The sequence below is a fragment of the Bradyrhizobium sp. USDA 3262 genome (genome assembly GCF_054060035.1).
Genome location: NZ_JBSSCT010000001.1, coordinates 2,767,201 through 2,791,712 on the forward strand (window position 1 = coordinate 2,767,201; position 24,512 = coordinate 2,791,712).

General features: G+C 60.1%; 23 protein-coding genes. All 23 read left to right on the forward strand.

The genetic code is table 11. The annotated features are described in order from the left end of the window. Positions 1-5 precede the first annotated feature (5 nt). The 23 genes from ACVWYP_RS12905 to nifX all read left to right on the forward strand — a co-directional run bounded on the left by ACVWYP_RS12905 (position 6) and on the right by nifX (position 24,508). Positions 6-587: a HyaD/HybD family hydrogenase maturation endopeptidase gene (locus ACVWYP_RS12905; protein WP_016846840.1), complete on the forward strand. Its 582-nt coding sequence runs from the start codon at positions 6-8 to the stop codon at positions 585-587. 16 nt (positions 588-603) lie between these two features. Further along, positions 604-894 (forward strand): HypC/HybG/HupF family hydrogenase formation chaperone, encoded by a 291-nt coding sequence (locus ACVWYP_RS12910; protein WP_026192295.1) that lies wholly within the window; start codon positions 604-606, stop codon positions 892-894. A gap of 199 nt (positions 895-1,093) precedes the next feature. Further along, a complete protein-coding gene (locus tag ACVWYP_RS12915) occupies positions 1,094-1,540 on the forward strand; it encodes a hypothetical protein (protein WP_016846842.1) in 447 nt (148 codons plus the stop codon). Beyond that, complete coding sequence (locus ACVWYP_RS12920) at positions 1,537-2,400, forward strand: hydrogenase expression/formation protein (protein ID WP_016846843.1); 864 nt, start codon at positions 1,537-1,539, stop codon at positions 2,398-2,400. Before ACVWYP_RS12915 ends, ACVWYP_RS12920 begins: the two co-directional genes overlap by 4 nt. Positions 2,401-2,728: 328 nt before the next feature. Beyond that, positions 2,729-3,124 (forward strand): [NiFe]-hydrogenase assembly chaperone HybE, encoded by a 396-nt coding sequence (hybE, locus tag ACVWYP_RS12925; protein ID WP_075968856.1) that lies wholly within the window; start codon positions 2,729-2,731, stop codon positions 3,122-3,124. Then, positions 3,121-4,212, forward strand: coding sequence for a nickel-dependent hydrogenase large subunit (locus tag ACVWYP_RS12930; protein WP_016846845.1), 1,092 nt, complete (start codon positions 3,121-3,123; stop codon positions 4,210-4,212). The genes hybE and ACVWYP_RS12930 overlap by 4 nt, the downstream gene beginning before the upstream one ends. Next, a complete protein-coding gene (gene hypA, locus ACVWYP_RS12935; RefSeq protein WP_016846846.1) occupies positions 4,205-4,546 on the forward strand; it encodes a hydrogenase maturation nickel metallochaperone HypA in 342 nt (113 codons plus the stop codon). The genes ACVWYP_RS12930 and hypA overlap by 8 nt, the downstream gene beginning before the upstream one ends. Continuing rightward, on the forward strand, positions 4,546-5,505 hold the full coding sequence (gene hypB, locus ACVWYP_RS12940; protein ID WP_038376412.1) for a hydrogenase nickel incorporation protein HypB: 960 nt from the start codon (positions 4,546-4,548) through the stop codon (positions 5,503-5,505). Before hypA ends, hypB begins: the two co-directional genes overlap by 1 nt. Continuing rightward, positions 5,502-7,760: a carbamoyltransferase HypF gene (hypF, locus tag ACVWYP_RS12945; protein ID WP_253592556.1), complete on the forward strand. Its 2,259-nt coding sequence runs from the start codon at positions 5,502-5,504 to the stop codon at positions 7,758-7,760. The genes hypB and hypF overlap by 4 nt, the downstream gene beginning before the upstream one ends. Before the next feature lies 1 nt (position 7,761). Continuing rightward, positions 7,762-7,998, forward strand: coding sequence for a HypC/HybG/HupF family hydrogenase formation chaperone (locus tag ACVWYP_RS12950; protein ID WP_075968855.1), 237 nt, complete (start codon positions 7,762-7,764; stop codon positions 7,996-7,998). Continuing rightward, the gene (hypD, locus tag ACVWYP_RS12955) at positions 7,995-9,137 is read left to right on the forward strand and encodes a hydrogenase formation protein HypD (protein WP_016846852.1); all 1,143 of its coding nucleotides are present in this window, start codon (positions 7,995-7,997) and stop codon (positions 9,135-9,137) included. The genes ACVWYP_RS12950 and hypD overlap by 4 nt, the downstream gene beginning before the upstream one ends. Continuing rightward, positions 9,134-10,180 carry a hydrogenase expression/formation protein HypE gene (gene hypE, locus ACVWYP_RS12960; protein WP_016846853.1) on the forward strand — a complete coding sequence of 349 codons (1,047 nt, stop codon included), beginning with the start codon at positions 9,134-9,136 and terminating at the stop codon, positions 10,178-10,180. Before hypD ends, hypE begins: the two co-directional genes overlap by 4 nt. Before the next feature lie 205 nt (positions 10,181-10,385). After that, positions 10,386-11,498: an alanine dehydrogenase gene (gene ald, locus ACVWYP_RS12965; protein ID WP_028344285.1), complete on the forward strand. Its 1,113-nt coding sequence runs from the start codon at positions 10,386-10,388 to the stop codon at positions 11,496-11,498. Between the two features lie 558 nt (positions 11,499-12,056). Next, positions 12,057-12,251 carry a 4Fe-4S binding protein gene (locus tag ACVWYP_RS12970; RefSeq protein ID WP_075968854.1) on the forward strand — a complete coding sequence of 65 codons (195 nt, stop codon included), beginning with the start codon at positions 12,057-12,059 and terminating at the stop codon, positions 12,249-12,251. Positions 12,252-12,438: 187 nt separating this feature from the next. Next, positions 12,439-13,935, forward strand: coding sequence for a Fe-S cluster assembly protein SufB (gene sufB, locus ACVWYP_RS12975; RefSeq protein WP_194483392.1), 1,497 nt, complete (start codon positions 12,439-12,441; stop codon positions 13,933-13,935). A 69-nt stretch (positions 13,936-14,004) separates the two neighbouring features. Continuing rightward, entirely contained in the window at positions 14,005-14,757 is a 753-nt protein-coding gene (gene sufC, locus ACVWYP_RS12980) for a Fe-S cluster assembly ATPase SufC (RefSeq protein ID WP_028343124.1), read from the forward strand. A 19-nt stretch (positions 14,758-14,776) separates the two neighbouring features. Then, the gene (sufD, locus tag ACVWYP_RS12985; protein ID WP_016848149.1) at positions 14,777-16,096 is read left to right on the forward strand and encodes a Fe-S cluster assembly protein SufD; all 1,320 of its coding nucleotides are present in this window, start codon (positions 14,777-14,779) and stop codon (positions 16,094-16,096) included. Continuing rightward, positions 16,093-17,340 carry a cysteine desulfurase gene (locus ACVWYP_RS12990; protein ID WP_016848150.1) on the forward strand — a complete coding sequence of 416 codons (1,248 nt, stop codon included), beginning with the start codon at positions 16,093-16,095 and terminating at the stop codon, positions 17,338-17,340. The genes sufD and ACVWYP_RS12990 overlap by 4 nt, the downstream gene beginning before the upstream one ends. A 476-nt stretch (positions 17,341-17,816) precedes the next feature. Continuing rightward, positions 17,817-19,319: a nitrogenase molybdenum-iron protein alpha chain gene (gene nifD / locus ACVWYP_RS12995; protein WP_026192298.1), complete on the forward strand. Its 1,503-nt coding sequence runs from the start codon at positions 17,817-17,819 to the stop codon at positions 19,317-19,319. An 87-nt stretch (positions 19,320-19,406) separates the two neighbouring features. Then, positions 19,407-20,963 carry a nitrogenase molybdenum-iron protein subunit beta gene (nifK, locus tag ACVWYP_RS13000; protein ID WP_253592555.1) on the forward strand — a complete coding sequence of 519 codons (1,557 nt, stop codon included), beginning with the start codon at positions 19,407-19,409 and terminating at the stop codon, positions 20,961-20,963. A 96-nt stretch (positions 20,964-21,059) separates the two neighbouring features. Beyond that, positions 21,060-22,706 carry a nitrogenase iron-molybdenum cofactor biosynthesis protein NifE gene (gene nifE / locus ACVWYP_RS13005; protein WP_028343125.1) on the forward strand — a complete coding sequence of 549 codons (1,647 nt, stop codon included), beginning with the start codon at positions 21,060-21,062 and terminating at the stop codon, positions 22,704-22,706. 9 nt (positions 22,707-22,715) lie between these two features. Further along, entirely contained in the window at positions 22,716-24,116 is a 1,401-nt protein-coding gene (gene nifN / locus ACVWYP_RS13010; RefSeq protein ID WP_026192299.1) for a nitrogenase iron-molybdenum cofactor biosynthesis protein NifN, read from the forward strand. Then, entirely contained in the window at positions 24,113-24,508 is a 396-nt protein-coding gene (nifX, locus tag ACVWYP_RS13015; RefSeq protein ID WP_016848157.1) for a nitrogen fixation protein NifX, read from the forward strand. Before nifN ends, nifX begins: the two co-directional genes overlap by 4 nt. Positions 24,509-24,512 lie beyond the last annotated feature (4 nt).

Here is a 24,512-nt window from a genome sequence, read left to right on the forward strand (position 1 = left end):
AGCGGATGCTGACTCCGGAGAGCAAGAAAAGGATCCTGGTGCTCGGCATCGGCAATATCCTATGGGCCGACGAGGGATTCGGCGTGCGAGTGGTAGAGGAGTTTCATCGTCGCTACACCATCGATGACAACGTCTCCATCCTCGATGGTGGCACGCAGGGGCTCTACCTTGTCAGCTTCCTTGAGCAGGCCGATTGCCTGATCGTGTTCGATGCCATCGACTATGGACTTTCGCCCGGGAAGTTGATGCTTGTGCGGAATGACGAGGTGCCGAAATTTACCGCTGCCAAGAAGCTGAGTCTGCATCAGACCGGCTTTCAAGAGGTCTTGAGTGCAGCCGACCTGCTTGACCGCTGCCCGCGAGAGCTCGCTCTGATCGGCTGTCAGCCGCTGGACCTGGAGCGTTGGGGCGGTCCGCTGACTGCACCGGTGCGCTTTCAGATCGCGCCCGCGATTGAACTGGCTTGCAAACTGCTGGCCCAGTGGGGCTCGCCGGCGAAACTGCGGGCTTCGCCGCTGCCTGTATCAGAACGGCTGTTGGGGAACAATATCGACCATGTCAATTATGAAAGGGAGCGGCCGATCTAGCGGCCCGCCGCTATTCATGTGCCTTGGCTTACCAATGACGATTGTTGAGACCGACGGCATCACGGCGCTATGCGAGTATGGCGATGAACAGCGGCGTGTCTCAGTCATGCTGCTCTCCGGCGCGTCGGTCGGCGCCAAGGTCCTCGTCCATATCGACACAGCGGTGCGGCTCTTGGAGGAGGACGAAGCAAGGCGGATCTCGGAAGCACTCGACGGGCTCGAGGCCGGCCTCAGTGGCGAGGACTGCGATCGCTTCTTTGCGGATTTGATCGGTCGTGAGCCGCAATTGCCCGACCACCTGCGGTAGCGGCGCCGCGCACAGACATCGCGCTACCGCGCCTTGCTCGCAAATCGAATCTGCATCGTAGGCAACCTATGCACAGCAGATGTCAAGCGCTTACACCTGCTGATCCGGGCGCGCACGCGATTGCAGCGAGACGATGGATTGGCATGTGCCTTGCTAATAGCTCGCCGAGCAGAACCAAAGATTATCGGAAAGGCGTCTGATGAAATTCCAGCCGGCGCAGCATGATTTGGCGCGGCCCGCTCTGTCCGAGGTAGCGAGAGCGAACGCCGGTGCACATCTGACCGCGCAGGATCCCGGGAGTTGGGGCGTGGAGCTGCTGTCGGCAGCGGGTCCCGTAAATTCGCTGTGGGCCAACCACGTCGCAAACGCGCTTTCTGAACAGATCAAGGCGCACCGGCGGCCCATGCAAGGGGGCGCAACCGCGCGCGGCGCCGGTAGCGAGCTGGGTGGGCGGCTCGGCCTGCGTGGCCCGCCGACGCAGATCGAGTGCCATCAGCGCGGCACACTGCGCCGGGTCGGCAAGAGCCAGATCCGTTTGGTCAAGGTCGACCGCATCTCGGCACCGATCGTCGGACCACACGCCGGCGGCGACTGCACCGCCGATAGCATTGCCTCTCGGCGAGCCCCACGGAACTTCGCATCATGAAAACGGCGGCGCGTATTCGATACGAAGCCGCCGCTGCGGCGGTGGGCGGGTTTCCCGTGAATGCGGATAGTCGCGACATCGTCCATAGCGAGCCAACGGCTGTGGCGACGCTGGCCAGGCGCGCTTGGCGCGATGCCGACGAGCTTGCAAAAAACTGTCCGAATGCCATCACGCTGCTATCGAACACAGCTGCCGCCGCTCGTGGCCAGAAGAGTAGCGCACGCACGCAACTGTACAGGCTTTCGAATCTCAGTGATCTCGAGCGCAACCTGATTGCCGAAGTGCTTGGGGAAGGCGAGGTCGCCGGCGTCGTTGCGCTGCCAGATGGCTCTCAGGCGGGAATCCAGGAGTCCGTACTTGCGGGAATCTGGCGCGTGCGCATCGGGACGGATCCGGCACACGAATATGTTGAAGTCGGGGCGATCCCGCAGATCGTGCAGCGCGCCGCAACGGACCTGGCGTCGACCGATCTGGCGATCGGCACCGCGCCGGATGGGGCGATGAACGTGCTGCCGGTGCTCGCCGAAACACGCGAGCGGGCCCGCGCCTGGCGGCCTGGCATGCGCACGCATGTCATCAATCTCACGCTTTTGCCGATGAACGACATCGACCTGGCGTTTCTCCAGCAGAGCGTGGGCAATGGTCCGGTCCAGCTCATCTTTCGCGGCTACGGCGCATGCCGAGTGCAGGCGACTGCGATACGGAATGTGTGGTCGGTGCAGTTCTTCAATTCTATCGACAACATCATCCTGGATACGCTTGAGATCGGCGGCGTGCCGATTGTTGCGTTGGCTGCCGACGAGGATTTCGAGGATTCCGCCGAACGCCTGCAGGAAATCATGAAGGCTTACGTCACGTGAAGAACTTGGAGAATATCTGGCATTCGGCTGGCTCTCACGGATGGCGCCCGCGTCCAACGTGGCATTGGCTGGATCGTGTACAACTGACAAGAGAGCGATGGCGACACAGACTTCTGCGCGAGTGCGTTGCGTTCCAAAAACTGAAAGCGTCTTCGGCTTTCGCACGTCGATGTCCGGCTTCGGGTCGGTTGAAAATGATGCTTGAGCGCGAACAGGACCTTCGCAGGAGCAAGAACCCCGATGTGTCGGCACCTGAGGAGATGCTCGTAGCAGCCGACTGCGATATCGCCGGTCGAGCCGTGCGCACGCGACCGACCTTGAACGATCCGTGTTCAGGGTCCAAGCGATCGGGGTTTCGCACGTGCAGAGGGCAGGGCCCGTTAGCATGATGGGCGCGCCTTGGGCCATGAAGTTGGTCGCCTTCTTGCGCAAGAGCAACCGCCAACGGCATGCTGGACCGAAATCGAACCTGCGCTTGCGAGTTCGATTCCGCAACATTGAGCTTGGTGGCAGCGAAATCGCATCATTGGGCTCGATTGCCTGTTGCTCCCTGCTTTCGGCGATCTCACGCAACGACATGGGTGGCGCCCGCGCCGAAGCAGCGGTCCTTGCCACGATGTGGCCGCCCAACCGCCGAGCGCTAAATCATACCGAAGCGCCACGTCTCTGTCCGATCGACCGCCGGCATTTCTTGCGCGAGATGATGACGGAGCGGTGCGCATGAGCCTCGTCGCTCGCAACAAAATCGATGTCACCATATCGCTTGCTGCCGACGTCATCGCCGCGGTCGAGATCCTGCCGCGAGCCCGGCCGCCACTGGCACGGCTGTTCGCCGGCAAACCGGCCTCGGCGTTGCTCAAGGCGCTGCCGCATCTCTTCCCAGTATGTGCCGCTGCGCAACAAACCGCATTGCTGTCCGCGATCGAGGCGGCACGTGACGAAAAGATCATCCTCGCGACGACACAGCGTCGTATGCTCTTGGTCGTTGCCGAGCGCATCTCAGAATTGCTGCGGGGCCTCTTGGTCGGGTTTCCTACGCCGAATGTCAGTGCGGCGGCGATCCGGTCCCTCATACGAGGACTGTCAATGCTTGTGGGCGGCGCACGGCCAGCACGCGGCTCTATTCGGCGTGAGGCTATAGCGCAGATTGTGGCTTCGCTCGCGGCACTCGGCATGCCGGATGAAGATGGCGCGCCGAGGCCCGGTAGCCCGTTCGCGCTTTGCATTGCAGCGCTTGACGAAGTCGACCTGAGGTCCATCTCGATCGCGCACTCGTTCCTGTCCGTTGCCGACGACCGCAACATCACTGAACGGCTGCTCGGCGATGACCCGACATTTTGCCATTGTCCCGATCTTGGTGGGCATGCGCCCGAGACGGGTCCATGGGCGCGCCAAATGACGCGTGATCGGCTCTGGCTGGGTCGGTCGGGTGCGGTCGCGCGGCTGAAGGCCAGAATTGCAGAAATCCGGCAGCTATGCGATTGGCTCAAGTCCGGTGCTCATATCGAATCGGCCGAGCCTGGGATCATCGAAAGCTACAGGTTAGGTCCTGGACGAGGAGCGGCCGCGATCGAATGCGCCAGGGGCCGGCTCTATCACGCGGTCGAGCTTGATCCTCAGGGCCAGATATCCCGCTTCGAATGTCTTGCGCCGACGGAATGGAATTTCCATTGGCGCGGACCACTTGTCCGGAATCTGCAGGGCGCGGGGCTGACGACGAGACGACATCAGAAAGCGGTTCGTGCGGTGATTGAATCGCTTGATCCCTGCGTCGGATTCACACTCAAGTTTCGCAAAGTTGACGATGCATGAAATGGCGCTTTGTCAAAGCATCGTCGAAATCGTCGAGGAGGAGGCGCATCGCCGATCGTTTTCCCAGGTGCGGAGCGTCTGTCTGGAGATCGGGGCGTTGAGCCATGTTGCGCCTGAAGCGATCAGGTTCTGCTTTGCTGTCGTTGCAACGCGGACCATTGCCGAGGGCGCGGCTGTTAGAATCATCGAATGTCCCGGCGTGGCCTGGTGCATGACCTGTTCGAAGAGCATCGAGATTGCACGGCGCGATGAGTGCTGTCCATGCTGCGGCAGCTATCAGTTGCAGGTAACAGCAGGCGAGGAGATGCGAGTGAAAGAGCTGGAGATCGATTGATGTGTAGCGTATGCGGCTGCAGCGGACAGGCGTCTTCAACTGAACGCGCCGAAGTGCATGATGCGCAAGGTCGCGTTCGCGGCCGTCCCGATGTGCAGGACAATTGCGATCGCCATGAGGTGCATCTGCATGGCGACCAGGGCCTGCAGCATTCACACCATGCCGGCCATGGCCATGATCACCCTCATCATCTTGGCCATCATCAGGCGCATGATGGGCAGGCGTTTGTGAGCCGCGGCGCCGACCCGGCTGCATTGAAGGTCGCGGGTAAGAGCTGCGAGCATATCATTCAGGTCGGGCGCGACATCCTTGGCAAGAATAACAGGATCGCGGCGGAAAACCGCGCCCTCTTCATGGCCCACGAACTGCTCGTATTTAATCTTATGTCCAGTCCTGGTGCAGGCAAGACCTCGCTGTTGGTCCGCGCCGTGTCCGAGCTCAAGCGCAGCTGGACGATCGGGGTCATCGAGGGCGATCAGCAGACCTCGAACGATGCCGAACGCATTCGCTCGGCCGGCGTGCCAGCTATTCAAGTCAATACCGGCAAGTGTTGTCATCTCGATGCTGCCATGATTGGTGAGGCCTATCGCCGCTTGCCGCCGCTCACGCGCGGTATTCTCTTCATCGAGAACGTCGGCAATCTGGTCTGTCCCGCTGCCTTCGATCTAGGCGAGGCCTGCAAGATCGTGGTGTTGTCGACCACCGAAGGCGAAGACAAGCCGCTCAAATATCCGGATATGTTTGCCGCTTCTTCGCTCATGCTGATCAACAAGATTGATCTGGCATCGCTGCTTGAGTTCGATTTGGGCAGGACCGTCGAATACGCAAGACGCGTCAATCCCAAGATCGAAGTGCTCACGGTCTCGGCGCGGACCGGCGAGGGTTTTGGCTCACTCTACGGTTGGATCGATGAGCAGGTAGCGCATCAAAGGCGCGCCTTGGAGGACACCAGGCGATGAGCGCCGCCGCCATCTGCGACCGAACACGGCTGCGCGTGCGCGTGAGCGGGGCCGTGCAAGGAGTCGGCTTTCGCCCCTACGTCTATGGCCTTGCCAGGCGATACGGATTGGCGGGATTCGTCGTCAATGGCCCCGAGGGCGTCACAATCGAAGTCGAGGGTAACCGGGCGTCCGAGTTTGTCGCTGCTTTGCCGCTCGAGCCGCCTCCACTTGCACGTATCGACCACATCTGCGTTCAGCGGACCGGGGCGCTCGCGGCACAAGATTTTTCGATTCACACGAGCGAAGGCGGCAGGTTGTCAACTCGGATCGTTGCCGATGCCGCGACCTGCCGGCAATGCCTGGGCGAGCTATTCGATCCAGAAAATCGCCATTACCTTTATCCCTTCGTCAGCTGCTCCCATTGCGGCCCGCGCTACACGATCGCCGAACAGCTTCCGTATGATCGCCGCAACACGGTCATGAAGGCTTTCAGGCTGTGTGCCGCCTGCGCGGCCGAATATGCCGATCCAGCGAGCCGCAGGTTTCGCGCGGAGGCGATCGCGTGTCCGATATGCGGTCCTCGGCTTAGCCATGGGGTCAACGCCATTGCTGCGGCGATTGCCGGCGGCCAAATCGTGGCAATAAAGGGGCTCGGCGGGTATCAGCTGCTTTGCGATGCGCGCAACCAGGACGCCGTGCAGCGTTTGCGCAGCAGAAAGCAGCGCCCCCAGAAGCCGTTCGCGGTCATGGTCGGTTCCATAGAGCGTGTCAACGAAATCGCGGAAGCGAACGCGGCAGAGCTTGCGCTGCTCGAATCCGTAGCACGTCCCATCGTGCTTTTAACTTCGCGCAATGATTTGGCGCCCGCGACGGCTCCTGGCTTATCGCGCGTAGGTGTCATGTTGCCGGTAGCGCCACTGCATCACCTCATCTTTCATGCGCTTCACTCGACAGGAACATGGCTTGCGGGTTCAGCCCCGGTCATCGTCGCAACCAGCGCCAATTCTTGCGGCGAACCGCTCGTGATCGACAACGCGCAGGCGCTGCGGCGGCTCAAGGGGATTGCCGACCTTGTCGTGACCCATGATCGAGATATCCTGACGCGCGCCGATGACACCGTGCTGTCGGTGGTGGCCAGCCGGCCTCAGTTCGTTCGCCGGGCACGTGGCTATGTTCCCGAACCGATCCGGCTTGCGAGGTCTGTGCCGGTCGTGCTCGCCGTCGGCGGCGCCCTGAAGTCAACCGTCACCATCACGCGGGGCAACGAAGCCTTCGTCTCCCAGCATATTGGCGATCTTGATACGGCCGAAGGGATCTGTGTGTTCGAGCAGACGATCCACCACCTCACATCGACCCTTGATGTGGAGCCTGTCGTCATTGCCCATGATATGCATCCCGATATGGCGTCGACCCGGTTTGCGCAAGCAAGCGGCCGGGCGCTTGTCGCCGTCCAGCATCACCACGCCCACGCTGCCGCTGTCATCGCTGAGCACGGGCACGCCGGACCTGCGCTTGCCTTGGTGCTCGACGGCCATGGCTTCGGTTCCGACGGCGGTAACTGGGGTGGCGAGCTATTATTGTGCGAAGGAACGAGGTTTCGACGCATCGGGCATCTCGCGCCCCTGCAAATGCCTGGCGGCGATCGCGCAGCCCGCGAGCCGTGGCGTATGGCAAGCGCAGTATTGCAGGCGCTCGGCCGGGGTCATGAAATCGCGCCTCGCTTTGCTGCGCAGCGGCAGGCTGGGCGTGTGTCAGCATTGCTCGATCAAGCGGGCGGAGCCACGACGACCAGCGCGGGCCGGTTATTCGATGCCGCGGCGGCGCTGCTGGGGGTTGCAAGTTTGCAGAGTTATGAGGGCGAGGCCGCGATGAAGCTCGAGGCGTTGGTACGGCGGACTGCAATTCTCGAAGCGGGCTGGACCATCGACCGCGACGTGCTGTCGCTTCGCCCGCTGTTTTCGCGGTTGATTGCAGACAACATCGACACCGCGGACGGAGCCGGGCTGTTTCATGGCACCTTTGCCGTCGCCTGCATCGACTGGGTCAGGCGCGCTGCGCGGAGAACCGGCGTCAATACCATCGTTCTAAGCGGCGGCTGTTTTCTGAACGCGGTGCTGGCGGATGAAATTGAGCGCGGTTGCTGCAGCGCAGGCCTCAACCCGCTGGTGCCACGGAAACTGCCGCCCAACGATGGTGGTTTGAGCCTTGGTCAGGCCTGGGTTGCCGCTCTGCAGACTGCCGAACAGTCGTCAGCCCTGGAAGGAGCAACCTGATATGTGTCTTTCGGTCCCGGCAAAGATTTCGAAAATTCTTCCCGACGATATGGCGATCGTGTCCATCGATGGGGTTAGCTTGGAAATATCGATCGCTCTCGTCGAGGAGCTCGATGTCGGCGACAACGTTCTTGTCCATGTCGGCTACGCGCTATCCAAGATCGACCCGACAGAAGCCAAGCGCACGTTGGAGCTCCTGCAGGAACTAGGCAGTGCAGGGCGGGAACCCCGATCATGAAATATGCCGATGAATTTCGTGACAAGACCATCGCACAGGGGCTCGCGCGGGCGATTGGCGCCGAAGCCGGTCCGCGACGGGCTTACCGGTTCATGGAATTCTGCGGCGGGCACACTCATGCGATCTCCCGCTACGGCCTCGAGGATTTGTTGCCTGCGAATGTTCGCATGATCCACGGGCCCGGTTGTCCAGTCTGCGTTCTGCCCGCGAGCCGGATCGACATGGCGGTCCGGCTCGCCGAGCGTCCGGAGGTCACTCTGTGCGTGTATGGCGACCTGATGCGCGCGCCCGGGTCGCAGGGGCAGTCCCTGATGCGCGCCAAAGCGCTCGGCGCAGACATTCGGATGGTCTATTCGACGCTCGACGCTATCCGGCTCGCCGAACAGGTGCCAACCAGGGAGGTGGTCTTCTTTGCCATCGGATTTGAGACCACGACGCCCCCGACGGCGGTGATGGTCCGGATTGCCGAAAAGAAGCGGCTGAGGGGCCTCAGCGTGTTCTGCAACCACGTGCTTACGCCCTCTGCGATGCACAGCATTCTCGAGAACCCGAAGATGCGCAACATCGGTGGGGTCGCAATCGATGGCTTCGTCGGTCCTGCACATGTCAGTACGATCATCGGTACGCAGCCTTACGAGCCCCTAGTGGAACAATTCGGTAAGCCGATCGTCATCGCGGGATTTGAACCGCTCGACGTGATGCAGGCAATCCTGATGCTGGTGCGGCAGGTGAACGAAGGCCGCTACGAGGTGGAGAACCAATACAGCCGTGCGGTGACGCGCCAAGGCAATCGTCGCGCCAAGGACGAGGTCTCGCAGGTATTCGAACTGCGTGAACAGTTCGAGTGGCGAGGGCTTGGGCTCGTCCCCAACAGCGGACTGAAGCTGAAGCGGGCTTATGCCGGATTTGATGCCGAGGCGCGCTTTGCGATGCACGAACTGCGTGTCGCCGACAATCCGGCATGCGAGTGCTGCGCGATCCTGCGCGGCGCCAAGCGGCCGGTTGACTGCAAGCTGTTTGGAACCGTCTGCACGCCGGAAACACCCGTTGGGTCCTGCATGGTTTCCTCGGAAGGCGCCTGTGCTGCGTATTGGACCTACGGCCGAGTTCGCGATGATCAGGTGAGGCGGTTGTCATGAGCGTCAAGGATTATCATGGCAAGCTCGACGTCGAGAACGGACGTGTTGATCTTTCCCACGGATCTGGGGGGCGCGCCATGGCACAATTGATCTCCGGCCTTTTTCACCAAGCCTTCGGTAATGAATGGCTCGCCCGCTGCAATGATCAGTCGGCGTTTGAGGTTGCGGCAGGCAGGATGGTGATGACGACCGACGGCTATGTGGTCTCGCCACTGTTTTTTCCTGGCGGCAATATCGGGTCATTGGCTGTGCACGGCACGATCAATGATGTCGTGATGGCCGGCGCGCGTCCGCTCTATCTGTCAGCTAGCTTCATCATCGAGGAGGGTTTTCGGTTTTCGGATCTAAGGACGATTGCGCAGTCGATGGGCGCGGCGGCGCGCGGTGCCGGCGTTTACATCATCACTGGGGATACCAAGGTCGTCGAGCGCGGCAAGGCGGATGGGTTGTTCATCTCTACGACCGGGATCGGGGTTCTGGCCGATGGGCTCGATCTGTCCGCCGACAAAGCAAGGATCGGGGACCGTGTGCTGGTGTCGGGCAGCCTTGGCGATCATGGGGTGGCGATCATGTCAACGCGCCAGAACGCCGCTCTTCAAGTTGAGATCGTCTCGGATTCCGCATCGCTGCATGACTTGGTGGCCGTCATGGTGGCGGCTGGCGGGCGCGGCATCCACGTGATGCGTGACCCCACGCGCGGCGGTCTTGCCGCCACCCTCAACGAGATTGCGCATCAATCTGGCCTCGGGTTCCGTCTGCAGGAAGCGGCCATTCCGGTAAAGCCCGCTGTTGCGGCAACCTGCGAACTCCTTGGGCTTGATCCGATCCATGTCGCTAATGAGGGCAAGCTCGTTGCGATCGTCGCGCCTGGTGTAGCTGATGCCGTGCTTGCGGCCATGAAGGGGCATCCGCTCGGATGCGATGCAGCCGATATTGGCGAGGCCGTAGCTGACGATCACAAATTTGTGCAAGTGGCGACCAGTTTTGGCGGCGGAAGAATTGTCGATTGGTTGTCAGGCGAACAATTGCCTCGGATCTGTTGAACACGCCACGCGCATTTGCGGGGAGCATGAGGGAACGATGATTAGCTCAGCGAGCATGCTCGTCTCAATACGCTTCGCATCTGCTTGTTTGAAATCCTGCGTAGCTAGTCCAAGATCGCTGAATTCCTGCGCCATTTAGGCGCCAGCCTCGCAATATCGTTGCGCTCTTGCGATTAAAAAACCCCTCTAGGCAGGGAGTTTTCAAATGAAGGTCGGAGTCCCCAAGGAAATCAAGGCGCACGAATATCGCGTGGGCCTTACCCCTGGAGCCGTCCGCGAATATGTGGCAGCGGGCCACCGCGTGATGATCGAGGCCAATGCCGGCGCCGGCATTGGTGCAACCGATGACGATTATCGCGCCGCCGGCGCAACGATTCTCGATTCCGCAGGCGAGGTATTTGCATCGAGCGAGATGATCGTAAAGGTTAAGGAGCCTCAACCGTCCGAATGGAGCCAGCTGCGGGAGAGCCAGATCCTCTTCACTTACCTGCATCTGGCGCCGGACCCGGAGCAGGCCAAGGGGCTCCTGAAATCTGGGTGCACCGCGATCGCTTATGAGACCGTAACTGATGCCCATGGTGGTCTTCCACTGCTGGCGCCGATGAGCGAGGTCGCGGGTAGGCTTGCGATCGAAGCTGCGGGTAGTGCGCTGAAGCGCAGTGCAGGCGGACGAGGGCTGTTGATCGGTGGAGTGCCCGGTGTTCAGCCGGCTCGGATCGTGGTGATCGGAGGCGGCGTCGTCGGCACGCACGCCACACGCATGGCGGTCGGTTTGGGCGCGGAGGTCACCATCATCGACCGTTCGATACCCCGGCTCCGCGAGTTGGACGAGCTATTCGAAGGGCGCGTTCGTACCAGATTTTCCACCATCGAATCCTTGGAGGAGGAGGTATTTGCGGCCGATGTGGTCATTGGTGCGGTGCTCGTTCCAGGAGCGAGCGCGCCGAAGCTGGTCCGCCGGAGCATGCTGAGCTCAATGCGCAAAAGGGCGGTCATCGTCGATGTCGCTATCGATCAAGGCGGCTGCTTTGAGACATCGCACCCAACCACTCACGCTGATCCAACTTACGAAGTGGATGGCATCATTCACTACTGCGTCGCGAATATGCCCGGCGCTGTGCCGCTAACCTCGAGCCAGGCACTGAACAACGCCACGCTGCCGTTTGGTTTGGCTCTGGCCAACAAGGGCTTTTCCGCCGTGCTCGATAATCCGCACCTGCGCGCGGGCCTCAATGTCCATCGGGGCCGGCTGACTTACAAGGCGGTTGCCGAGAGTCTCGGGCTCCCCTTCTCTCCGATCGAACAGGCTGCGGCCTGATTCCCAGAGGCCCACACGGGCGTTTCCTCCCTGACTTGGGCCACCCTTCGGGGTGGCTTTTTTTCGGCAATTTCGATCTGCCGAGCCCCGCTGGCGTCTCTTCGGAGTACGGACCGAAGCCGAGGGGGCATCAGACGATCGCGCTTGGCTTTCGGTCGTCCCCGTGATGCCAGCCGAAGTAGTTCCGTCCTCTACAGGGAAAGCAGATTTTCCGGTAATCCGCGGGGATTAACATTGCCTGCCGCGGCTCGCCCAGAAGGACCGCGATCATCGAAGCGACCTTTATCTGCGCGATCGGGCACGACGTTTTTTGGCTGTGCTGTGGAGAGGCGAGCCGGGCTGACGAACGTGGCCTGATCGGCCGACCGCCGCCGGATCGACCCTGCGCTCCAACTATGCGTCGCGATCAAGCTGCCGTGAGGCCGATTGTAGCATTTGCGACAATCGTTGAGGCGGCGACATGCCTTGGAAAATAGCCGAGACAAATCAAGCCCAAGCTCTTTGGCATAAGACTTGAAAGCAAGAAGCGGTCCGCACTTTGCTTATGGAATCGCAGTAATGGCCTACAAGATAATCGCGTCCCAGTGCACCGTCTGTGGCGCGTGTGAGTTCGAATGTCCCAACGCGGCGATCAGCCTGAAGAACGATATATATGTGATCAATCCAGCCAAGTGCACTCAATGTGAGGGTCATTTTGACGCGCCGCAATGCGCTGTCGTTTGCCCAGTGCCCGACACCTGCGTGCCGGCATAAGAGGTCGCCGATGAGGGGAACTCCGGCGCAAAGCAGGATGAAGACTCTAGCGACGGCTCTCTGGGTTGGGGACCTGATTCTCTCACCCGCTGATCCCGCGTTGGCCATGACTTGCACGATCAGCTTGGAGGGTCGCGCTGGGCAATCGTCGTCGGCTAGAGTTTTCCGTGTGGGAGCGGAGTAGACAATGGTAGCTGTACAAGAGACGGTCGAGCGCGTCCGGCGCATCGACGTCGACCAGTATCGATATGGGTTTGAGACGCTGATCGAGTCCGACAAGGCCCCGAAGGGGCTGTCGGAAGACACCGTCCGCTTCATCTCCGCAAAGAAGAATGAACCGGCCTGGATGCTGGAATGGCGCCTGGAGGCGTATCGCCGCTGGCTGACCATGACCGAGCCGACCTGGGCGCGCGTCGACTATCCGAAGATCGACTACCAGGACATCTACTACTACGCGGCGCCGAAGCCGAAGAAGACGCTGTCCTCGATCGACGAGATCGATCCGGAAATCCTCAAGACCTACGAGAAGCTCGGCATCCCCCTGCGCGAGGTCGCGATCCTCGAGGGCGTCGAGCCGCCGCCTGGTGGTGAGCAGACGCCGAACCGCAAGATCGCGGTCGACGCCGTGTTCGATTCGGTCTCGGTTGCGACCACCTTCCAGAAGGAGCTGAAGGCGGCCGGCGTGATCTTCATGCCGATCTCGGAGGCGATCCGCGAGCATCCCGAGCTGGTGCAGAAATATCTCGGCACCGTGGTGCCGACCTCGGACAATTACTTCGCGACATTGAATTCGGCTGTGTTCTCCGACGGCTCGTTCGTCTACGTGCCGCCGGGCGTGCGCTGCCCGATGGAGTTGTCGACCTATTTCCGCATCAACGAGCGCAACACCGGCCAGTTCGAGCGCACGCTGATCATCGCCGACAAGGGCTCCTACGTCTCCTATCTCGAGGGCTGCACCGCGCCGCAGCGCGACGAGAACCAGCTGCACGCCGCCGTGGTCGAGCTCGTCACGCTCGACGATGCCGAGATCAAGTATTCGACGGTGCAGAACTGGTACCCGGGCAATTCGGAAGGCAAGGGCGGCATCTACAATTTCGTCACCAAGCGTGGCGACTGCCGTGGTCGCAATTCGAAGATCTCCTGGACCCAGGTCGAGACCGGTTCGGCGATCACCTGGAAATATCCGAGCTGCATCCTGCGCGGCGACAATTCGAGCGGCGAGTTCTACTCGATCGCGATCTCGAACGGTTTCCAGCAGGTCGACAGCGGCACCAAGATGATCCACCTCGGCAAGAACACGTCGAGCCGGATCATCTCCAAGGGCATCGCCGCCGGGAAGTCGCAGAACACTTATCGCGGCCTGGTCAGCGCCCATCGCAAGGCAACCGGCGCGCGCAACTACACCGCCTGCGACTCGCTTCTGATCGGCGACGAATGCGGCGCGCACACCGTGCCCTATGTCGAGGCCAAGAATTCCTCGGCGACGTTCGAGCATGAAGCGACGACGTCGAAGATTTCCGAGGACGTGCTGTTCTACTGCGTGCAGAGAGGCTTGAGCGAGCAACAGGCCACTGGCCTCGTCGTCAACGGTTTCGCGAAAGACGTGCTGCAAAAGTTGCCGATGGAATTTGCGGTGGAGGCGCAGAAGTTGATCTCTATCTCGCTCGAGGGATCCGTCGGGTAACTAAACGTTTCCGCGAGCCCTTGCGATTGCGGCTTGCGTTCTGGATGACGCATTTCAGGGGCAGGTTAAATGGCGCTACTCGAAGTCCGAGATTTGCATGTTGGTATCGAGGGCTGCGAAATTCTTCGCGGCCTCGATCTTGCGGTCAATGCGGGTGAGGTGCATGCAATCATGGGGCCGAACGGCTCCGGAAAGTCCACACTCAGTCACGTTATCTCCGGCAAGCCCGGCTATCAAGTTAGCGCTGGCCAAATCCTATTCAACGGTGAGGACCTGCTCGCGATGGAGGCAAGCGAGCGCGCGACTAGGGGCGTATTTCTTGCCTTCCAATATCCGGTGGAAATTCCCGGGGCGACCACCATGAACTTCCTGCGCGCGGCGCTGAACGCCCAGCGCAAGGCGCGAGCACAAACGGAATTCTCCACCCCCGATTTTATAAAACGCGTTCGCGAGGTTGCTAATTCGCTCAATATACCGCAAGGCATGCTCAAGCGCGGCCTCAATGTCGGATTTTCCGGCGGCGAGAAGAAACGCAACGAGATTCTGCAGATGGCGCTGCTCGAACCGAGCCTGTGCATCCTGGACGAGATAGATTCCGGTCTCGACATTGACGCGCTGCGGATTGTCGCGGGTGGCATCAACGCTCTGCGTTCGTCGGAGCGCGCGATGATTGTAATCAGCCACTATCGGCGGCTTCTCGACTACATCGTGCCGGACGTTATCCACGTGATGTCGAAAGGGCAGATAAGAAAGAGCGGCGGAAAAGAACTCGCGCTGGAGCTTGAGGCTTGTGGCTACGCACAATTCGAAGACGCGGCGTGACCGCGCACGAGATTTCCCGATGAAGCAGGTTGTGACCAAAACCGCCGCCGGGCGCGCAACGGACAATGTCTTTGCCGCGGCGCATGGACGGTTGCCTGGCTCCGGGCTCGTCGCTCATATCCGTGCGAGGGCGTTCGAAGCCTACGAGCGTGCCGGCCTCCCGCAACGCATCGAGGCCTGGAAATACACCGATCTGCGCGCGCTGATGGGCGCGGTCCTGCCGCTCGCTCCGCGACCCGATGCGGCTGCGCTGGTGCGCGCAGCGGCGTCGGTTAAGCAAACAGCAGTCGATCGGGCGGTCAAACTCGTCTTGGTGGATGGTGTATTCGTACCGGAGCTTTCTGATGTGGACAGTCTGGAAGACGGGGTCGCTGTGCGGTCGCTCCGAGAGGTCCTGGAAGATACGACCGACAGTGCGATGGCCGGCCTGGTGCTGTCGACGACGACTGATGCGGTGATCTCGCTCAATGCGGCAATGGCGACCGATGGCTTCGTGATTACGATCGCTGACGGCGAAGCGGTGAAGCGTCCGATTCAGATCGTTCACGTCACGACCGGATCGTTGGTGTCCAACTTCACGCGTTCCTATCTGCAACTTGGCCAAGGCGCGCATGCGGCCTTAGTGGAGAGTTTCGTCTCGGCTGAAGGCGCGAGCGGCTATCAGACCAACGATGCGACAATTGCCCTGGTTGGTGACGAGGCGAACCTGTCGCATATCCGACTGGCGGCCGACGCCGCTGACGCCGTGCATATCTCATCAAGCATCATCGCGGTCGGCGCAAAAGCGAAGCTCGATTTCTTCAGCATGACTTGTAGCGGCTCCGTCAGTCGCTACCAGGGATTCGTCACGCTGACTGGCGAGGGATCCAAGCTCTCGGCGAACGCCGTCAATCTCATCAGGCACAAGCAGCATGTCGACACGACAATGGTCGTCGATCACGCCGTGCCACATTGCACCAGTCGGGAGAAGTTCCGTGCGGTGATCGACGAATGCGGCCGTTCGGTGCTCCAAGGCCGGATTGTCGTTCGTCCTGGCGCGCAGAAGACGGACGCCACGCTGACGACGCGGGCGCTGCTTCTGTCCGACGAGGCCCGGGCCGACAACAAGCCCGAACTCGAAATCTTGGCCGACGACGTGACTTGCGGCCACGGATCGACGTCAGGTGCGCTGGACGGTGCACTCGTATTTTATCTGCGTGCTCGCGGTCTATCCGAAAAGGACGCGCAGGCGTTGCTGATTGGAGCATTCCTGGGCGAGGCGATTGAGGAAATCGTCCCCGAGAGCCTGCGCGATTTTGTGACCGCGCAAACTGAACACTGGATGCAGGCGCGGAGATGAGCGTGCATCCCGCGATGAGCAATGGCAGGTACGAGGTCAACCGTCTGCGTGCGGACTTTCCTGCGCTGAGCATGACGGTTTATGGCAGGCCGCTGGTCTATCTCGACAATGCCGCCTCGGCTCAGAAGCCGAAGGCGGTACTTGACCGCATGATGCAGGTCTACTCAAGCGAATATGCCAACGTTCATCGCGGTTTGCACTACCTCGCTAACGCTGCGACCGAGGCGTATGAAGGCGCGCGTGCCAAGCTGGCGCAATTTGTGAACGCCCGTCTAAACGAAGAGATCATCTTCACCCGCAGCGCCACCGAGGCAATCAATCTGGTCGCCCAGACCTTCGGCCGTGAACGCGTCACCCCGGGGGATGAGATCGTTCTCTCGATGATGGAACATCATTCCAACATCGTGCCGTGGCATTTTCTCAGAGAGCGCCACGGCGCGGTGATCAAATGGGCACCAGTGGATGATGACGGCAACTTCCTGCTGGATGCCTTTGAGCAGCTCCTGACCCGGCGCACCAAGATGGTTGCGATCACACAAATGTCGAATGCTCTGGGGACCGTCTTACCGGTAAAGGAGGTGGTGAGGATCGCTCATGCTCGCGGTATCCCGGTGCTGATCGATGGTTCGCAAGGATGCGTCCATCTGAACGCCGACGTCTGCGACATCGATTGCGATTTCTACGTGATGACGGGCCACAAACTCTATGGTCCGACCGGCATCGGCGTGCTCTACGGCAAATCTGAGCATCTGGCGTTGATGCCACCCTTCAATGGCGGGGGCGAAATGATCCGTGAGGTCTCACGTACCGGCGTCATCTATGGTGATCCGCCGCACCGCTTCGAGGCGGGTACGCCACCGATCGTCGAGGCGGTCGGTCTGGGGGCGGCTGTGGACTACATCAATTCAATAGGCAAGAAGCAGATCCGCGAGCACGAAAGCGCACTGCTTGCTTACGCTCAGCAGCAGCTGGCGGACATCAACTCCGTGCGCTTGATCGGCACACCAGCCGAGAAGGGGCCGATCATCTCCTTTGATATGAAGGGTGCGCATGCGCATGATATTGCCACCGTCATCGACCGCGCAGGTGTGGCGGTGCGGGCAGGGGCCCATTGCGCGATGCCGCTGCTCAAGCGCTTCGGTGTTCTGGCGACATGCCGTGCGTCCTTCGGCCTCTACAACACACGTGAAGAGATTGATACGCTCGTCGGTGCGCTCATCAAGGCGCGGCAGCTGTTCTCGTGAGACGGCGAGTGGGCCACGTCTAAGTGGCTAGGGAGCTTGCATCGAACTCGGCGGGCGATGACGTCATGCACAAGACCATCATCGTCTTCGCTGAAGGTAAGCATCCGTCGTGCCCGGCAGCATAGATGGTATTGGCAAGCCGGAGCCGCGAGCCACCCACTCGTCCATGTTAGCGGCCGTCCCGCCGCGCGCGATCGCAAAATCTTGCAATCGGCGGCAACTGCGCGTCTTCGAGAACTGCGCGGCGCAACTTGGCGCATAGCCGGCACTTGTTCCATTTCGAACAGGGTCAACGAAGAAGTCTCCGCGCAAAGCGCGATGTCGCGTTCGCAACAACAACCAGCCTCATCGGACGGGCCGCGCTAACTGTGTCTATTTGTTCTGGTTTTTGCGCTCCCGACGGACTGGCATGCTCGTTGCAAAAGTCTTGGTCAGCAAGAAGCACTTCCAACCGCTAACCCTTGAAGGACATCAGCATGAGTCTCGCCACGACCCAGAGCATTGCAGAAATCAGGGCTCGTAACAAACAGCTGATCGACGAGGTGCTGAAGGTCTATCCAGAGAAGACCGCGAAGCGGCGTGCCAAGCATCTCAACGTTCACCAGTCCGGGAAGTCCGATTGCGGAGTCAAGTCCAACATAAAATCCATACCTGGTGTGATGACAATCAGAGGCTGCGCCTATGCAGGATCCAAGGGGGTGGTCTGGGGGCCGATCAAGGACATGGTCCATATCAGCCACGGCCCGGTTGGCTGCGGCCAGTATTCGTGGGGCTCGCGTCGTAACTATTACGTTGGCACAACGGGCATCGATAGTTTTGTAACCCTGCAATTCACCTCCGATTTCCAGGAGAAGGACATCGTATTCGGTGGCGACAAGAAGCTGGTCAAAGTCCTTGACGAAATCCAGGAGCTTTTCCCGCTCAACCACGGCATCACCATCCAATCGGAATGCCCGATCGGATTGATCGGGGACGACATCGAGGCCGTGTCAAGGTCGAAATCCAAGGAATATGGTGGCAAGACCATCGTGCCTGTCCGCTGTGAGGGCTTTCGCGGCGTGTCGCAGTCGCTTGGCCACCACATCGCCAACGACGCGGTGCGCGATTGGATTTTCGACAAGCTCGACCCCGACGGCAAACCAAAGTTCGAGCCGACGCCCTACGATGTTGCGATCATTGGTGACTACAATATCGGCGGCGACGCCTGGTCATCGCGAATTCTGCTGGAGGAAATGGGCCTGCGGGTGATTGCACAGTGGTCCGGCGACGGTTCACTCGCCGAGCTCGAAGCAACGCCGAAGGCGAAGCTCAACATTCTGCATTGCTACCGTTCGATGAACTACATCTCGCGTCATATGGAGGAGAAGTTCGGTATCCCCTGGTGCGAGTACAACTTCTTCGGACCTTCAAAGATCGCAGAATCGCTGCGCAAGATTGCCGGCTATTTCGACGACAAGATCAAGGAGGGTGCCGAGCGGGTGATCGAAAAGTACCAGCCGCTGGTGAACGCCGTGATCGCAAAATATCGCCCGCGCCTGCAGGGCAAGACGGTGATGCTGTACGTCGGCGGGCTTCGTCCGCGTCATGTGATTGGCGCCTACGAGGACCTCGGCATGGAAGTCGTGGGAACCGGATACGAGTTCGGTCATAACGACGACTATCAGCGCACCGCACAGCATTATGTAAAGGACAGCACGCTCATCTACGACGATGTCAACGGCTATGAGTTCGAGCGCTTCGTGGAAAAGCTCCAGCCTGATCTGGTCGGCTCGGGCATCAAGGAAAAGTACGTTTTCCAAAAGATGGGTGTGCCGTTCCGGCAGATGCATTCCTGGGACTATTCGGGCCCATATCACGGCTATGACGGCTTTGCGATCTTTGCGCGCGACATGGACATGGCTGTCAACTCGCCGATCTGGAAGAAGATGAAGGCACCTTGGAAGGAAGCCTCGAAAGCCAAGCTCTTGGCTGCAGAGTAACAAGCACTTGGTTTCACAATAGAGCAACCGATCCCGCTCTCTGCGGAGAGTTGGGCGATATCAATTTCGATAGTGAAGGATCCTAACATGGCGCAGAGTGCAGAACATGTGCTCGATCATCTCGAACTGTTCCGCGGTCCAGAATACCAACAAATGCTGGCCGACAAGAAGTTGTTCGAAAATCCCCGCGATCCTGCCGAGGTCGAACGTATCAAGGAATGGACGAAAACCCCCGAATATCGCGAAAAGAATTTCGCGCGGGAGGCGCTTGCGGTAAATCCGGCCAAAGCCTGCCAGCCGCTTGGCGCCGTTTTCGTCTCAGTCGGTTTTGAGGGCTCGCTGCCCTTCGTCCATGGCTCGCAAGGCTGCGTGGCCTATTACCGCAGCCATCTGTCGCGGCACTTTAAGGAGCCGAGCTCCTGCGTGTCTTCGTCGATGACGGAAGACGCCGCTGTGTTCGGGGGGCTGAACAATATGATCGACGGCCTCGCCAACAGCTATAACATGTACAAACCCAAGATGATTGCGGTCTCGACGACCTGCATGGCTGAGGTAATCGGCGATGACCTCAACGCCTTCATCAAGACGTCGAAGGAAAAAGGCTCGGTTCCGGCAGAGTTCGACGTGCCGTTCGCACATACGCCGGCGTTCGTCGGCAGCCACGTCACGGGCTACGACAACGCACTCAAGGGCATTCTCGAGCATTTTTGGGACGGCAAGGCCGGAACGGCGCCGAAGCTGGAGCGCAAGCCAAATGAGGCAATCAACATCATCGGCGGCTTTGATGGCAATACCGTTGGAAATCTTCGCGAGATCAAGCGAATCTTGGCATTGATGGGCATCGAACATACGATTCTCGCCGATAACTCTGAAGTCTTCGATACCCCGACCGACGGCGAGTTCCGGATGTATGACGGCGGCACCACGCTGGAAGACGCGGCGAACGCGATTCACGCCAAGGCGACAATCTCCATGCAGCAATGGTGTACGGAAAAAACGCTGCCGTTCGTGTCCGAGCATGGCCAGGACGTCGTGTCTTTCAATTACCCGGTCGGTGTGTCCGCAACAGATGATTTTCTCGTGGCGTTATCACGCATCAGCGGCAAGGAGATTCCGGAGGAGCTCGCGCGAGAGCGTGGCCGCTTGGTTGATGCCATCGCGGACTCCAGCGCGCATATCCATGGCAAGAAGTTCGCGATCTATGGCGATCCTGATCTCTGCTATGGGTTGGCTGCCTTTCTGCTCGAACTCGGCGCCGAACCGACCCATGTGCTGTCCACCAATGGCAACAAGGCGTGGCAGGAAAAAATGCAGGCGCTGTTTGCAAGCTCGCCATTTGGTCAGGCCTGCCAAGCCTATCCGGGGCGGGACCTCTGGCACATGCGCTCGCTCTTGTTCACGGAGCCGGTTGACTTTCTGATTGGCAATACACACGGCAAGTACCTGGAACGGGACACGGGAACGCCACTAATCCGCATCGGGTTTCCAATTTTTGATCGGCATCACCATCACCGCTCCCCCGTGTGGGGCTATCAGGGCGGCCTGAATGTACTGGTGAAGATCCTCGACAAGATCTTCGACGAAATCGACAAGAAGACCAATGTTCTTGGCAAGACTGACTATAGCTTCGACATCATTCGTTGATGGCGGAGAGTGCGCGTGCCATCGCCGGAACACTCGCCGATGGCGCGCGTGCAAGATGGTCGGCAGAGAGTTGCTTTCGCAGAGAGGAAAAAGCTGATGAGTTCGCTAGCGGCCACGGTCCAGGATATCTTCAGCGAGCCGGGCTGCGCCAAGAATGGCAATAAGTCGGAGGCTGAGCGCAAGAAGGGTTGCACCAAGCAACTGCAGCCGGGCGGCGCTGCGGGCGGGTGTGCCTTCGACGGCGCCAAGATTGCGCTGCAGCCCTTTACCGACGTCGCTCACCTCGTGCATGGTCCGATCGCATGCGAAGGCAATTCTTGGGACAATCGCGGCGCGGCGTCCTCCGGCTCTAGTCTGTGGCGCACGGCATTCACAACCGATATGAGCGAAACCGATATCGTATTTGGGGGCGAGAAGCGGCTCTGCAAAGCGATCAAAGAGATCATCGACAAGCGCGACCCGCCCGCAATCTTCGTCTATCAGACCTGCATCCCGGCCATGATCGGCGACGATATCAACGCGGTCTGCAAGGCGGCGTCTCAAAGGTTCGGCAAGCCGGTGATTCCGATCAATTCCCCGGGGTTCGTTGGTTCCAAGAACCTCGGTAACAAGCTCGCCGGCGAGGCCTTGCTCGACTATGTAATCGGAACGCAGGAGCCGGACTACGCCACGCCGTACGATGTAAACCTGATCGGAGAATTTAATCTCTCGGGAGAGCTCTGGCAGGTAAAGCCGTTGTTCGAAGAGCTTGGCATCCGGATTCTGTCTTGCATCTCGGGCGATGGCAAATATCGCGAAGTCGCTTCATCCCATCGCGCACGGGCAGCGATGCTGGTGTGCTCGAAGGCCATGGTCAACGTCGCACGCAAGATGGAGGAACGCTACGGGATCCCGTTCTTCGAAGGGTCATTCTACGGTATTCAGGATTCGAGCTATTCGCTGCGCCAGATTGCCCGCTTATTGGTTGAACGTGGCGCGCCGCAAGAGCTGCTCGGGCGCACCGAAGCGGTGATCGCACGCGAGGAGGCGAGAGCGTGGGCTGCGATCGAGCCGTACAAGCCACGATTCAAAGGCAAGAAGGCTTTATTGATTACCGGCGGCGTCAAGTCATGGTCGGTCGTTGCGGCGCTACAGGAAGCCGGCCTTGAAATGGTCGGAACCAGTGTGAAGAAGTCGACGAGGGAGGACAAGGAACGCATCAAGCTGCTCATGGGGCAAGATGCCCACATGATCGAGGATATGACGCCGCGCGAAATGTACAGAATGCTGAAGGACGCCAAGGCGGACATCATGCTCTCGGGCGGCAAATCGCAGTTCGTTGCATTGAAGGCGGCGATGCCTTGGCTCGATGTCAACCAGGAGCGTTGCCACGCCTATATGGGTTATGTCGGAATGGTCAAGCTGGTGGAGGAGATCGCTAAGTCGCTCTCTAACCCGATGTGGGACCAGCTACGTCGACCGGCGCCATGGGAGGCTTTGGCCAACGCGATGTTGCAGATGCAATCGCCGGTGGCGGCGATCGCGCGCGATCCGGCGCTCGCCGAAGCGGCGCGGCGAGCGAGAAAGATCTGCTCCTGTAACACGGTCGATCTCGGCACGATCGAAGATGCGATCTACGCGCATGGCCTGAGGAGCGTCGAGGCAGTCAGAAATCACACCAATGCCGTCGGTGGCTGCTGCAAGCGACGCATCGAGGACGTCCTGGCGTCCGCGCCGCCCGCCGGGCTGCAGGCCGCCGAATAGGAAGGTGTCATGGCCATCGCGACGTTGCCGACAAAAGCATGCGCGGTTAACCCGTTGAAGATGAGCCAGCCGATCGGCGGCGCATTTGCGTTCATGGGGCTAAGCGGGGCGATGCCGCTTTTGCACGGCTCACAAGGTTGCACCTCCTTCGGGCTCACCCTCTTTGTGCGGCATTTCAAGGAGGCTGTACCGCTGCAGACCACTGCGATGAGCGAGGTCGCGACCGTGCTCGGCGGCTATGAGAATCTCGAGCAGGCGATACTCAATATCTACAATCGTACCAAGCCAAAGATCATCGGAATCTGCTCGACCGGTGTCACCGAGACCAATGGAGACGATGTCGATGCCTACCTCAAGCTGATCCGGGACAAGCATCCGCAGCTTGCGAAATTACCGCTGGTTTATGTCTCGACGCCTGATTTCAAGGGGGCGTTCCAGGACGGCTGGGAGAAGGCCGTGGCGAGCATTGTGGAGTTGCTGGTGGAAGGGCCAAACGTCAATGGCCTGCGCGATCCATCGAGGGTGAATGTTCTTCCAGGATGCCACCTCACGCCGGGTGATCTTGATGAACTTCGTGCCATCCTGGAGGATTTTGGGTTGCGGCCGTCCTTCCTGCCTGATCTGGCGGGGTCGCTCGACGGGCATATCCCTGATGACTTTACCCCAACGACCATCGGCGGCATCGGCGTGGACGAAATCGCGAGCATGGGCCGCGCAGGGTGGACTATCGCGATAGGCGGGCAGATGCGGCGAGCAGCAGAGGTCATGCAGGCCAGGACCGGCGTGCCATTTCGCCTGTTCGAACGGTTATGCGGTCTCGGTCCGAACGACGAATTCGTGACTTTTCTGAGCGAGATCAGCGGCCGCCCCGTGCCATCGAAATATCGGCGCCAGCGCGGCCAGCTCACTGACGCAATGCTGGACGCGCACTTCCATATTGGTGGTCGCAAACTTGCAATCGCGGCCGAGCCAGACCTGCTGTTCGACCTGTCCAGTATGCTGCACGAGATGGGCGCGCAGGTGAGCGCGGCGGTGACGACCACGCAGTCGGCGGTGATCGAGCGGATCAAGACCAAGGAGGTGCTGATCGGCGATCTTGAGGATCTGGAAGAGCTAGCCAGAACAAAGCATTGCGACCTGCTGATCACGCATTCGCATGGCAGGCAAGCGGCGGCTCGGCTGAAAATCCCGTTCTATCGAGCCGGTTTTCCGATGTTCGATCGGCTTGGTGCAGGGCACCAGCTATCCGTCGGTTATCGTGGTACGCGCGCTCTGATCTTTGATATCGCCAATCTTGTGATCGCGGACCGCGAGGAGAATCATCAGCCGACGCCCGATAGATGGAGGCCTTTGGCGGCACTGCCGCTAACGTCGGGCCACCGCAGCGCAGCTGAGAGGTCGACTGCATGAAGGTCGCATTCGCCACGCAAGACCTAAGACGCGTCGATGCCCATTTTGGGTGGGCAAAGAATATCGCTATCTACGATGTCGCGCCAAACGGGCACGTGTTTCTCAAAGCGGTTGAGTTCGAAGGAGATCTCAAGGAAGACGGCAACGACGACAAGCTGGCGCCGAAGATCGAGGCGATCAAAGATTGCGCGATCCTGTACGTTGCCGCCATCGGCGGTGCCGGTGCTGCGCGGGTCGTGGCCAACAACATCCATCCTATCAAGGTGAACAAGCCAGAAAACATCCTAGCGCTGCTCGAAAAGCTCGAGCGCGTATTGAACGGCACGCCGCCGCCGTGGCTACGCAAGGCCTTGGCGAAGGACCAACGGCGCACATTCGAGTTCGACGAATGAGGTG